Genomic DNA, 12,627 nt, shown 5'->3' with positions numbered 1-12,627 from the left:
GCGATCAAGGTGCCACCCTGGAGCCATGTCGAATGCGGCGAGAGGGCAGAAGCGAGCGCCAGGTACGTGGGTATGGCGGGCGGTGCGGAACACCGCGATCGTGGTGCTGGTGGTCTCGCTTCTGGTCTGGTTCCTCGTCGACCCGCTCCGTCTGCCAGGGGATGTGCTGGAGGGGCTGAATCGACGGGCCAGCGTGATCGGGATGTTCACGGGCGCGGCCGGGCTGGTCGTCTCGATGCTGGGGTTGCGCGCGCAACTGCGAAGCCGGCCCGCCGACGACGACGCGTCCATCTCGGGGACACCGGAGCCCGCCCACGCCCGTGGCCCGCGACCTCGTACGATCCTGCTGATCGCGGCCGTGCCGGCCGTCGTGGTGACCACCCTGATCGTCCTGGCCGTCGTATCAGAGAGGCCGGTCCGTTACGAGGCCGAGGACGGCACTTACCACAATGCCAGGCGCCTTTACAATATCGACGGCGCGTCGAACAACGCTTCTATGGGCTATTTGAACCACCCGGACAGCTGGGTCGAAATCAAGGTGTACGCGCCCAGGGCCGACACCTATACGGTGAACGTGCGGTACAGCGCCGCCGATGGCAACGCGCGTCAGTATCTGACGGTGAATGGCTCGTACAAGGTCGTCCTGCATTATCCGGGTAGTGACACCTGGACGTCCTGGTCGGACGCGCCGGTCAGGCTGAAGCTGGACCACAAATGGAACACGCTGCGATTCCAGCACGACGACGGACTGTTCGCGGCCGAACTGGACTACGTCGAGATCTCCTGATGCGGCCGGTTCGGCGCGTTCTGAGAGGTCGTGCGGTGCTTCCGCCGCCGCCGGCGCGGATCCCTTGATCACGGCCCGGTCCCACCTGACGGAGCCGTGATCAGGGAAGCGCGCTGACGGTCAGGCGCAGGTGTAGCCGGACGGCAGGGCGGTGTCGCCGTTGGGCCTGCTCGCTTGGAAGCCGAAGCTGGTGGTGCCGGCTCCCGGCGCGAGCGTGCCGTTGTGGCTGACACTTCTGACCGTGACGGTCTGGCCGCTGGTGGTGACGGTGCCGTTCCACGAGCCGGTCAGGGTGTGCCCGGCCGGCAGGGTGAAGGTGACCGTCCAGCCGTTGATCGTCGAGGTGCTGGTGTTGGTGATGGTCAGCGGCTGGATCACATACCCGTTCCCCCACTGGGACTGCACGGTCGGGGTGGCCGAGCAGGCACCCGTCGTGCCTCCCTGCGTGGTGATCTGGACGGTGTTGGAGACCGGTGAGACGTTGCCGGCGGCATCGCGCGCCCGGACCTGGTAGCGGTAGGTGGTGCCCGCGGTCAGGCCCGTGTCGGTGAACGAGGTCGTGGCCGAGGTGCCGGCCTGGGCGAACGTGCCGCCCGACGCGCCGGGAGCGCGCAGGATCTCATAGCCGGTCACACCGGTGTCGTCGGTGGAGGCCGTCCAGGTCAGGCTGGTGCCGGTCGTGGTGGTGCCCGAGGCGGTGAGCCCGGCCGGGGCGGTCGGCGGCGTGGTGTCGCCTCCGGTGGCGGCCGTGGTGAAGGTGACCGTCGCGGAGTTGCCCGACAGGTTGCCCGCGCCGTCGCGCGCCCGTACGTACACCTGGTACTGGGTGCTGGCGCTCAGCCCGGTCAGGGTGATCGACGTGGTGGCGGACTGGCCGAGCTGCGGGTCGGTGGCGCCCTGCTCCCGGTAGACGTTGTAGCCGGCCAGGCCGGAGCCGCCCTGGTCGGTGGACGCGGTCCAGGTCAGCGTGGCGCTGGAGGCGGTCACGTTGGACGCGACCGGGGTGCCTGGCGTGGTCGGCGGCGTGGTGTCGGTCTGGCTGGTGGTCAAGCCGAAGAACTCGACGGCGTAGCGGGCCATGCCGCTCTGCGGTAGAGCGTGCCCGGCGCCCTGGATGCTGTACGCCTCCACCTGCACGGTGCCGGACGGATCGGCGTACCGGCTGCGGTTCCAGTTTGCTTGAGGGGTGTCGGTGCTGGTCGGGGTCTGGCTCAGCCCGAACACGTTGGTCCACTGCTCGATCGACTCCCGCAGCAGCGAGTAGGGCACGAGGGTGTCGCTGGTGCCGTGCCACAGCTGCATGCGCGGGCGGGGGCCGGTATATCCCGGGTACGCCTGGCGGACCGCGTCACCCCACTGCTGGGGGGTTCGGTCCATGCTCCCGCCGGTGCACCTGCTGCTTCCCGGCGGGTAGTCGGAGGCGCCGGCGAAGCAGTTGAAGGGCACGCCCATGAAGGAGGCCCCTGCCTTGAACACGTCCGGGTAGACGGCGAGCATGTGCTGGGTCATCATGCCGCCGGACGAGCTTCCCGTGGCGTAGACCCGGTTAGGGTCTCCCTGGTGGGTCCGCTCGACATAGTCGATCATCGAGAGGATCGAGACCGGGTCGCTGCCGCCGCCGCGCCGCTTGGCCGCGTCCGACCAGGTGTCGAAGCAGTTGCCGAACCCCGCCGACTGGGTGGCGGTCGGGTAGATGACGACGAAGCCGTATCGATCCGCCAGCGAGGCGAACTCACTGCCCTGGTAGAAGCCGGGACCGGACCCGCCGCAGCCGTGCATCGCCACCACGATCGCCGGCGAGGCCGGGCGCGAGTCCGGCACATAGACGTGCATCCGCATGTTGCCCGGGTTGCTGCCGAAACTGGTCACCTCCACCAGGGTGGCGGCGACGGCCGGCGATCCGAGTACCACGGTCATGACGGCAAAGAGCGCCGTGGCGCAGGCACCAGCCAGCACCGTGGTCAAGCGTCTCATTCGCGCTCCTCCTCTCCATGTCCGCGGCGCGCCGCGGATCGGTCCGCCGCGTAATGACGTCGGTTCGCTGGAAAATAGAAGGGCCACGATCCACCGTCAATGCACGCCCGCTGGGCGTCCCCGCCGGTTCACCTGGCGCAGAGCCGTTTCCCATGGTTATCAAGTAACTTGCTATCAAGGACCTTGATAACGGGGTGAGAAACTTACATCGGGGCCCGTACTGACAGGGGCGCGATATCGTCTCCTGGTGACCGATCCGGGTGTCCCCGCGGACGCGCCGCCGCCCCGTGTGAGCTACCTCGTGTTCCGGCTGGAACGCCGCATCCGCGCCTGCCTGGACGATGCGCTCGCCCGGCACGGCATGACGACCACCGGATACATGGCGCTCAGCGAGCTGCGCCTGCGCGACGCCCCGTCCTCGGCCGACCTGGCCCGCATCGCCTTCGTCACCCCGCAGGCGATGAACCTGGTCATCCGCGATCTCGAACAACGCGGCCTGATCCGCCGCGACCCGCATCCCGACGGCGGCCGCGCTCTGCGCACCCGCCTCACCCCGAAGGGCCTGAGCACCCTCCGGCGATGCGACCGCTCCCTCGACAGCATCGAAGCCGTCATGCTCGCCGAGATCGACGACCCGGACCGCACGACACTCGCGGAAACGCTCACCCTGTGCGCCCGAGCCCTCCACTCGGACACGCGACCCTGACCTCAGTCCTTCGCTCGCAGAAGCCTTCACCTGGGAAGACGGCTCAGAGCTGAAGCCGGATCGGGTCAGTGAGCATTTCACGCTGATCATCGCGGCGGGTGTCCGAGACTGCCGGTCTCTCCACAGTCCCCCAAAGGGGAGGGCCAGTATCGCCCACCACATCGCAGCAGGTCAGGGGCCGGCCTTCTCGCTGTCTGGACCGTGACCTCGGCCGTCACCCACCCGGACGGACCGTCACACTCTGGTGGATGGTTGTTCCGCACAGCAGACTTCTTTATTCGGAAACCAGGGATCCCCAGAGGAGGTGTCCACCAAACCGGGTCCAGCATCGTGCTTGGGCGTAGCTCGAACCCGGCGAGTCTGGCGATCCACAGACCCGCCACGCCAGAGCTACGCCCACGTGTGATGGGTACGCGGTCTAGGCTCGGCTGGGCCGGCCCAGCAGCTCGAACAGGCTGGAGAAGCCTTGGTCGCCGTGGCCGCCGGCGATCCTGCGGTCCATCAGTTCCTTGACCTCCTTCATCCGTACGGCTTCCACGCCGAGGGATTCGCGGTGGTCGATCATGTCGTCCATCAGCGCCGCCTGGACGTAGAGCGGACCGAGATCCGGTGCGTACTCGCCGCTCTGGACGGCCTTGCCCATCGAGGTCAGCAACGACGGGTACATGGCCACAGAACCGGCGACGCGCTCGGTGAACTCCACCACGTCGACCCCTTCCGCCTGGACCAGGCGGAGCACGTGCAGATAGCCGATGAGCAGTTCGTAGCCCACCGCGACCTGGGCCATGAACTCCACGGCTGCCAGACCGGCGTCCTCACCGTGGTAGGCGATGGCGCCCAGTTCCCGCAGCGTCGGCTCGTGAGCGTCGAAGGCCCCACGGGAACCGCTGAAGGGAAACATGACGTCGGGGGTTCCCACGTATGGCGGATCCCCCATGATCTTGCCGTCGATGTACTCCGCGCCGTGTTCACGCGCCCAGCGCTCGTTGGCCCGAGCCTGGCCTGCGGAGCCACTGGTCACGTTCACCAGCACCTTGCCCGCGACCGCCGGCCCCACGGACGCCAGCACCTCCTCGACCGCCGTGTTGTCGAGCAGGCAGACGATGACCAGCGGGCTCGCCGCCACCGCCTCGGCGGCCGTGGCGGCGGCCGTGGCGCCGCTCTCCACCAACGGGGTGCTCCTGCTCGCGGTCCGGTTCCAGACCGTCGTGCGATGGCCGCGGTCGACGAAGGTCCTGGCGATCGCCGACCCCATCTCACCGAGCCCCAGTACGGTGACCTGGCTGGTCGCGGCGGTCGGGTTCCTGGTCGTCGTCATGATGACGCCCTTCGTGTCGAAGCGTGGGGTGCGTTCGGTGGTTCGGCCAAGGTCGGTGACGGGGTGGCCGGGGTGGTGCGGCGGGTGATGGTCAGGGCGGCGAGGATGCCTGCGAGGGTGAGTGCGGCCGCGAGGTAGACCGCGTCGCGCAGGCCGTCGGAGGTGGCGGCGCGCAGCGCCTCGCCGGTCAGCCCGGTGAGCCCGGAGGCGGAGACGCTGACCAGGATGGCCAGGCCCACGCCGGTGCCGACCTGGAGGGCGGTGTTGGCCATGCCCCCTGCGGCGCCCTGGTCGTTGTCGGCCACGCCGGTGCCCGAGACGCCGAACATGGTCGGGTAGATCGTTCCCATGCCCATGCCGTACACGATCAGGCCGGCGAGGATCGTCCAGTACGAGCCGTCGGCGCGCATGCCCGCGGCCATCAGCGCGCCGCCGGCGGAGCCGAGCAGCAGGGCGATGATCAAGGTGGCTCGGGCGCCGATGCGGTTGATCAGTCGTTCCGCGACGAAGTTGGCGATGCCGATCACCACGGAGAGGCCCAGGAAGACCAGCCCTGCCTGCAGTGCCGAGTAGCCGAGCACGTCCTGGACGTACAGGGTGAGGAAGTAGACCAGGTTCTGCATGGTGATGCCGAAGGTGAGGATCACCAGCAGGCCGGCGCGGACGTTGGGGTTGGCGAACAGCCGCAGCGGCATCAGCGGGTGCCTGGTGCGGGCCTCGATGACGACGAACGCGGTCAGCAGCGCCACGGCGAGGACGGCGGAGGCGAGGACGGAGGTCGTGTTCCAGCCGATCTCCGGGCCCTGGGCGATGGCGAAGACGAGCAGGGTCAGCCCGGCCGTTCCGGTCAGGGCGCCCGGGATGTCGAAGCCGCGTCCCCGTTGGCGCGGGCCGTCCACGTCGAGCAGGGCGAACGCGCCCACGGTGCCCGCCACGACCAGCGGCACGTTCACCAGGAACACCGCCTCCCAGCCGAACGCGTGGGTCAGCACACCGCCGAGCAGGGCGCCCAGGCTCAGCCCGCCAGCGCCTGCCATGGCCCACACGGCCAGGGCGCGTACGCGCTCGCGGCCTTCGGTGAACCTGGTGGTGACCAGCGAGAGCGTGGCCGGGAACAGGAAGGCGCCGCCGATTCCCTGGAGCGCCCGCGCCGCGATCAGTGTCGCGGGTGAGGTCGCCAGGCCACCCAGGAGCGAGGCACCGCCGAACAGGAGCATGCCCAGGACGAACATGCGGCGGCGGCCGAGCAGGTCGGACGAGCGGCCGCCCAGCAGCAGGAAGCCGCCGAAGAAGATGGCGTAGGCGCTGACCACCCATTGGACGGCGTGACCGGACAGCCCGACCTCGCGGGCGATGTCGGGCAGCGCCACGTACACGATGGTGAAGTCGAGCGACGTGATCAGGCTGGAGAAGGCCAGCAGAGCGAGGATCCAGCGCGACCTGGCGCTGGTGGTCATTCTTTGTGGCGATGGCATCGCGATCTCCTCAGAAGGTTCGGGGCAAGGCTTCTGTCACGCCACGTAGGGGCGTTCCGCACGGGCGTCACGAAGGGTGCGGGCCCACCAGGTCAGCTGGTCGATCAGGCTCTCCGCCGCCGCGCGGCAGCCGACCTCGTCGATCGGGCGGCCGTGGTCGTCGAACTTGTCCCGGCAGGAGTGGAAGCTCACCGTGTTGCGGACGGTGACGGCGTGGAGCTCGGCGAAGACCTGCCTGAGGTGCTCGACGGCGCGCAGACCTCCGGAGGCTCCGCCGTAGGAGACGAAGCCGACCGGTTTGGCCTGCCATTCGTCGACGTACCAGTCGATGGCCGTCTTGAGCGAGGCGGGGAAGCTGCGGTTGTACTCCGGCGTGACGATCACGAACGCGTCGGCCCGGTCCAGCCGTGCTCCGAGCTTCCGTACCGGTTCTGGCGCCTCGGAAGGCCCCGTGTCGTCAGCGGCGAGTACGGCGGGCAGGGCGACATCGGCGAGGTCGATGATGTCGAGACGGAGGGCGGGGTGCCGGCGGGCCTCCCCGGCGAACCATTCGGCCACCGTGGGACCGAACCGGCGGTCCCGGATGCTGCCGGTGATGATGGCGACGTTCAGCGGTGCGGTCGCGGTCATCGCTCTCTCCCTTCGAAACTTCCTGTGCGGCTCGGTGGGACGAGCATGGCGACCGGCGCTTTTCCGGCTCTTACCGCGCGCTTCTCGCCGGCGGCGGGCCGCGGTAAGCGGGGCCGGGGAAAGCGCCAGATAGTGTGACGACATGCGATTCGGGGTGCTCGGGCCGCTGGGGGTATGGACGGCGGACGGCGCCCCGGTGGTGGTGCGCGGGGCGAAGGTCCGCGCGCTGCTGGCCGTGCTCCTCGGGCATGAGGGGCGGCCGGTGCCGGTGGACCGGCTGATCGACGACCTGTGGGGTGACGCGCCGCCGCGCAATCCGTCCGGGGCACTCCAGGTCAAGGTCTCGCAGCTGCGCCGCGCCCTGGACGAGGCCGAGCCGGGCGCCAGGAACCTGGTGTCCTTCGAGGAGACCGTGGGGTACCGGCTTGGGATCGATGCGGAGGCCGTCGACGCGATGCGGTTCACCGGGCTGCTGGCGCGGGCGCGCGAGGCGCCCAGCCCGCGGTCACGGGCGGGCCTGCTGACCGAGGCGCTGGAGCTGTGGCGCGGGCCGGCCTACGCCGACTTCGCCGACGAGGAGTTCGCGCGGTTGCCGATGGCGCTCCTGGAAGAGCAGCGGCTCACCGCCCTGGAGGAACGGGCGGAGGCGCGGCTGGAGATCGGTGAGCTGGGCGCCCTGGCGGGCGAACTGGGCGACCTGGTCGAACGCCATCCGCTGCGCGAACGCCTCCGCGCCGCGTACATGCGCGCCCTGTACGGCACCGGCCGGCAGAGCGACGCCCTGGAGACCTACGCCGACCTGCTGACGCGGCTGCGTGAGGAACTGGGCCTGGACCCAGGGCCGGAGATCGCCGGACTCCACCGCCGGATCCTCGAGCAGGACCCTGCCCTGGCCACCGCGCCAGAGGCGGCGCCGCGGACGAACCTGCCCGCGCAGATCAGCGAGCTGGTCGGGCGTGAGGAGGCGATGGCCCAGGTCCAGGCGCTGCTGAAGTCGGCCAGGCTGGTCACGCTCACCGGCCCGGGCGGTGTCGGCAAGACGCGGATGGCTTTGGAGACCGCCGCGGGCGTCGCCGCGGATCACCCTGACGGCGTGTGGCTCGTCGAACTGGCCGGCCTCGACAGGACGGCCGGGGCGCCCGGGACCGATCGGCTCGTGGAGAAGGTCATCGCCGTGCTCGACATCCGCGACGACACCGCCCCCGGCATGCCGCGTTCCGGCGCTCCCTCGGATCCGGCGGAACGGCTCGCCGACGCGTTGCGTACCCGCCGGACACTGCTCGTCCTGGACAACTGCGAGCACGTGATCGACGAGGTCGCCGCGTTGAGCGAGCGGCTGCTGCGGGCCGCGCCGGAGGTGCGGATCCTCGCCACCAGTCAGGAGCCCCTGGGGCTCGCCGGGGAGTCCGTCTGGCCGGTCCCGCCGCTGGAGGCGCCCCTCTCCCCGGCCGAGACCGGGGTGGCGACCCTCCGCAGGTTCAGCGCCGTCCGGTTGTTCGAGGCGCGCGCGGCGGCCGCCGTTCCCGGGTTCGTGATCGACCACACCAACGCCCGGGTGGTCGCGGCGATCTGCCGCCGGCTGGACGGCGTCCCGCTGGCCCTGGAGCTGGCGGCCACCCGCCTGCGCGCACTGGACGTCCACGACCTGGCCGAACGGCTCGACGACCGGTTCCGGCTGCTCTCCTCCGGGCACCGCGGCGCCCCGGCGCGGCAGCGGACCCTGCGCGCGATGATCGACTGGAGCTGGGAGCTGCTGTCCGAGCCGGAACGCCTTGTCCTGCGGCGCCTCGCCGTACACACGGAGGGCTGCGCGCTGGAGGCGGCCGAGGTGATCTGCGCGGACGGCGGCGACGTGGCGCCGGAGGACGTCCTCGACCTGCTGGCCCGCCTCGTCGACCGTTCGATGGTGGTCAGGGCCGGTGGAGCGGGCAGCAGCCGCTACCGGCTGCTGGAATCGGTCGCGGCCTACGCGCTGGACCGTCTGGAGGAGGCCGGTGAGACCGAACGGATCCGCCTCCGGCACCTGATCTTCCACACCGAACTGGCCGAGCGCGCGGAGCCGCGGCTGCATGGCCCTGACCAGCGGCGCTGGCTTCGGCGCCTGGACGCGGAACACGGCAACCTGCGCGCGGCGCTGGAGGAGGCCGTCCGGCGGCAGGACGCCGGCCTCGCACTGCGCCTGGTCAACGCGCTGGCCTGGTACTGGTTCCTGCGCGGGAGGATCGGTGAGGGCCGGCGCGCGTTCACGATGGCGCTGGCCATCCGGGGGGCGGCCCCCGCCGCGACGAGAGCACGGGCCGAGGCCTGGCAGACCGGGCTGGATCTGCTGGGCGAGCGTACGACGGACTTCCGTACGCCTGCGGAGACCATCGCCGACCCCGGCGAACGCGCCAGAGCGGAGTGGTTCCTCAGCGACGTGCTGCTCGGAGCCGGCGACCTGGCACTCAGCCAGGACCTGGTCAACCGGGCGCTCCCCGTGCTCCAGCGGCTCGGCGACCGCTGGGGCACCGCCGCGGCCCTGGCCACCGTGGCCAACCACGCACTCGTCCGCAGCGACCTCGGCACGCTCGAACGAGCCGGGAACGAGAGCCTGGCGATATTCGAAGAGCTGGGGGACCGGTGGGGGCAGGTACGGGCCATCGACCTGCTCGGCAGGCTCGCGGAGATCAAGGGCGACCATCGCAGGTCCGCCGATCTCGGCCGCACCGGACTCCGGCTGGCCGAGGAACTCGGGCTGTGGCTGCAGGTCTCGCTGCTCCAGTCCGGGCTCGGCCGGATCGCCCTGCTGGCCGGCGACCACGCCGAGTCCGACCGGCGCCACGAGCGAGCCAGGACCCTCGCCGCCGAGCACGGTTACCGCACAGGCGAGACCTTCGCCCGCACCGGCCTGGCCCTCACCGCCCGCCGAGCGGGCCGCCTCGACGACGCCGAGGCCCACATGCGCGACGTCCTCGCCTGGGAACGCGAGGTGCGGTACGCGCCGGGCATCGCGCTCGGGCTGGCCGAGCTCGGCTTCGCCGCCGAGCAGAGAGGAGACGCCGCCGTGGCGGAGGAACTCCACCGGGAGGCCCTCGCCGTCGCACAGGACACCGGCGACCCCAGGGCGATCGCGCTCGCCCTGGAAGGCTTGGCCGGCACGGCGGCCCTGACGGGCGCCCATGCGGAAGCGGCACGACTCCTCGGCGAAGCCGCCGCCCTGCGCCGGTCCGCGGGCGCACCCCTGCCACCCGAGGAGCACGGGGACGTCGACCGCATCACGGCCACGGCGCGGTCCGCACTCGGCGACGACGCCTTCGCCACGGCCTTCGCCGAAGGCCACGCCACGGCCTGACAAGCCTGTCCGTGCCTTCGGTATCAGCGAACGCGCAGTCAACCGCCGTACATGTATTACGATACGGTACGTGACGTATCGAGATAATGGTGAGGGGGCGGCGCGCGGCCGTCCCCGTGACGCGGCTCTGGATCAGCGGATCACCGCTGTCGTCCTGGAGGTGCTGGGGGAGTCCGGTTACCAGGGGGTGTCCTTCGAGGAGGTCGCCCGGCGGTGCCAGACATCCAAGGCGAGCCTGTACCGACGGTGGGGGTCCAAGCGGGAGATGGTGATCGCCGCGGTCAAGGCAGGGCCCGCGGAGCGCGAGGCCGGTGAGCCGATCGACACGGGCACCCTGCGCGGGGACGTGCTGAGCCTGTGCCGGCGGCTGGACCAGACCATGCGCGCCGCGGACAGTCAGACCGCGATGCTGCTTCTGCAGGCGGGTCTGGAGGACCCGGGCCTGTGCGAGGCCATCGAGAACGCCGTCGGCCCAACAGGTGCTCGGTTGCCTCGACGGGTCATCGACACCGCGATCGCACGCGGCGAGCTGCCCGACGGCGCGGACCCGTTCGCCTTCGAGGAGGTGGTCGGTGCCGCCCTCCTGCTGCGACGGGTCAACGGCCTCGCGGTCGACGAGGAGTACCTGTCCGCACTCGTCGACACCGTCGTCATCCCAGCCCTGAAGGCATCGTCCGGGCGTGCCCCCCTGCCCGCCGGGATCTTCTCCGGCCGCCCAGCCCTCACCGCCCATGAGACCGCCGCGCCTGACGCGAAGGAGAACGCATGACCACCCGACTGACGATCAGCGGCTTCGACTACCGGACCATCCCCGGCGCCGACGGCGTCAACCTCAACGTCGCCGTCGGCGGGAGCGGGCCGGCCGTGGTCCTCCTGCACGGGTTCCCGCAGACCCACTACATGTGGCGCCACGTAGCGGCGAGGCTCGCCGACGACCACCGGGTCATCGTCCCTGACCTGCGCGGATACGGCGACAGCGACAAGCCGGACGGGAGTGACCCCGCCACGTACTCCAAGCGCACGATGGCTCAGGACATCGTGACGGTCGCGTCCGCCCTCGGCGTGGACCACTTCGGGCTCGTCGGGCACGACCGCGGCGCGCTGGTCGCCGTCCGCGCAGGCTTGGACCACCCCGCCGTCGTGGACTACCTGGGAATCCTCGACGTCCTGCCCACCCTCGACACCTGGGCCGTTCTCCGGGGAGTCGACGCCAAGGTCGCCTGGCACCTGTACCTGATGGCTCAGCCCGTCGGGCTTCCCGAGAAGATGATCCGCGCGGTCGCTCCGGAGTTCTTCGGCTCCTTCCTGGACGCCTGGGACCCCAGCGGCACGACTTTCACCCATGAGGAGCGCGCCCACTACATCGACAGCTCGGTCGCCGCGGTCGACTCCATCGTGGCCGACTACCGGGCCACCGCGAGCATCGATCTCGAGATGGATCGAGCCGACCGTGAGCGTGGTGCGCAGCTCGCTATGCCGGTCGGCGTCATCTCTCAGGACTGGGGCTCCCAGCTCGGCTTCGACGCCGCATCACTGTGGCGGGCCTGGGCGCCGGACCTGACCTACCAGCCGACCGCGTCCGGTCACTTCATGGCCGAAGAGAACCCCGTCGAGATCGCCACCTTCATCACCACCCTTGCGACGCGCCCGAACGCGCGGAACCACCGAGTCGTTCCCGGCAAGTGATCGTCGCTGCCGGTGATGGCCGTGTCCTCGGTCGCGGTTGAGCGGGAAGGCGTTGGGATCGTGAGGGCTTCGAGGACCTGTCTTCGGCCGCGAGGCGACGGTTCTTGAGCAGGCCCGGAACGACGCTTCGCAGCCGCAGGCAGTGAGCCGGCCGCAGACTCGGCCCTGGGAGGGACATCGATTGCAGAGCCCGATGGGACGGGTTCTGGCGCGGCCGGGCTCAGGCGGTTTTCCGGACGTGCGACGCCTCGGCGGAGAGCGGCGCGCCGTCTTGGTCGAGCGGGTGGAGTTCGGGAAGCTCCCGCCCTCGGTCGTCGACGAGAACGGAGTGTGGCTCGTCCGGGGCGAAGGCGTGGCGCTCGCCCCATTGACGCAGGGCGACGACGGCCGTGAAGAGGTCCTGCCCCGCTTCGGTGAGCCGGTATGTGTGCCGCCTGCCGTAGGCGGCGGCGCTCTTGTCGAGGATGCCGTGCTCGACGAGTTTGCGGAGCCGGTCGGCGAGGATGTTGCGGGCGATCCCCAGTCGCTGATGGAACTCGGTGTAGGTCGTCGCCCCGTCCATCGCGTCGCGGATGATCAGCAGGCTCCACCGGTCGCCTATCAGGTCGACGGTCCGCGCGACCGGGCAGGCCGGGTCGGTCCAAGCGCCTCCTGCGGCGAGCGTGACGTCCACTGACTCCTCCGTGATGAGTTGCAATCTGCAACCATTATGCCCTTACC

10 protein-coding genes are annotated in these 12,627 nt (G+C 70.5%); 5 read left to right on the top strand and 5 right to left on the bottom strand.

Translation table 11 applies throughout. The features are described from left to right. Positions 1-100: 100 nt before the first annotated feature. Positions 101-787 carry a carbohydrate-binding protein gene (locus tag ABD999_RS20155; protein ID WP_271276876.1) on the top strand — a complete coding sequence of 229 codons (687 nt, stop codon included), beginning with the start codon at positions 101-103 and terminating at the stop codon, positions 785-787. Between the two features lie 120 nt (positions 788-907). On the opposite strand, the gene ABD999_RS20150 is transcribed toward ABD999_RS20155, so the two are convergent. Then, complete coding sequence (locus ABD999_RS20150; protein WP_271276875.1) at positions 908-2,761, bottom strand: extracellular catalytic domain type 1 short-chain-length polyhydroxyalkanoate depolymerase; 1,854 nt, start codon at positions 2,759-2,761, stop codon at positions 908-910. A 247-nt stretch (positions 2,762-3,008) separates the two neighbouring features. On the opposite strand from ABD999_RS20150, the gene ABD999_RS20145 reads away from it, so the two are divergent. Next, positions 3,009-3,467 carry a MarR family winged helix-turn-helix transcriptional regulator gene (locus ABD999_RS20145; protein WP_261808707.1) on the top strand — a complete coding sequence of 153 codons (459 nt, stop codon included), beginning with the start codon at positions 3,009-3,011 and terminating at the stop codon, positions 3,465-3,467. Between the two features lie 418 nt (positions 3,468-3,885). On the opposite strand, the gene ABD999_RS20140 is transcribed toward ABD999_RS20145, so the two are convergent. Genes ABD999_RS20140 through ABD999_RS20130 form a run of 3 tightly spaced genes read right to left on the bottom strand, consistent with a single transcriptional unit; the run spans position 3,886 to position 6,890 of the window. After that, on the bottom strand, positions 3,886-4,785 hold the full coding sequence (locus ABD999_RS20140; RefSeq protein ID WP_271276874.1) for an NAD(P)-dependent oxidoreductase: 900 nt from the start codon (positions 4,783-4,785) through the stop codon (positions 3,886-3,888). Further along, positions 4,782-6,242, bottom strand: coding sequence for an MFS transporter (locus ABD999_RS20135; RefSeq protein WP_271276873.1), 1,461 nt, complete (start codon positions 6,240-6,242; stop codon positions 4,782-4,784). Before ABD999_RS20135 ends, ABD999_RS20140 begins: the two co-directional genes overlap by 4 nt. 54 nt (positions 6,243-6,296) lie before the next feature. Beyond that, complete coding sequence (locus ABD999_RS20130) at positions 6,297-6,890, bottom strand: NADPH-dependent FMN reductase (protein WP_271276872.1); 594 nt, start codon at positions 6,888-6,890, stop codon at positions 6,297-6,299. A gap of 142 nt (positions 6,891-7,032) precedes the next feature. Between ABD999_RS20130 and ABD999_RS20125 the strand changes: the two genes are divergently transcribed. From ABD999_RS20125 to ABD999_RS20115, 3 genes are all read left to right on the top strand, one after another. Continuing rightward, complete coding sequence (locus ABD999_RS20125) at positions 7,033-10,221, top strand: AfsR/SARP family transcriptional regulator (RefSeq protein WP_271276871.1); 3,189 nt, start codon at positions 7,033-7,035, stop codon at positions 10,219-10,221. Between the two features lie 70 nt (positions 10,222-10,291). Further along, the gene (locus tag ABD999_RS20120; protein WP_219550467.1) at positions 10,292-10,990 is read left to right on the top strand and encodes a TetR/AcrR family transcriptional regulator; all 699 of its coding nucleotides are present in this window, start codon (positions 10,292-10,294) and stop codon (positions 10,988-10,990) included. Further along, on the top strand, positions 10,987-11,907 hold the full coding sequence (locus ABD999_RS20115; RefSeq protein WP_271276870.1) for an alpha/beta fold hydrolase: 921 nt from the start codon (positions 10,987-10,989) through the stop codon (positions 11,905-11,907). Before ABD999_RS20120 ends, ABD999_RS20115 begins: the two co-directional genes overlap by 4 nt. Positions 11,908-12,127: 220 nt before the next feature. On the opposite strand, the gene ABD999_RS20110 is transcribed toward ABD999_RS20115, so the two are convergent. After that, on the bottom strand, positions 12,128-12,580 hold the full coding sequence (locus tag ABD999_RS20110) for a winged helix-turn-helix transcriptional regulator (protein ID WP_148034776.1): 453 nt from the start codon (positions 12,578-12,580) through the stop codon (positions 12,128-12,130). Positions 12,581-12,627: the final 47 nt, after the last annotated feature.

The organism is Nonomuraea ferruginea, from assembly GCF_039540635.1.
Classification (GTDB): Bacteria; Actinomycetota; Actinomycetes; order Streptosporangiales; family Streptosporangiaceae; genus Nonomuraea; species Nonomuraea ferruginea.
Note: the sequence above shows the minus strand (reverse complement) of the source record. Positions and strands in the feature narration are given on the sequence as shown.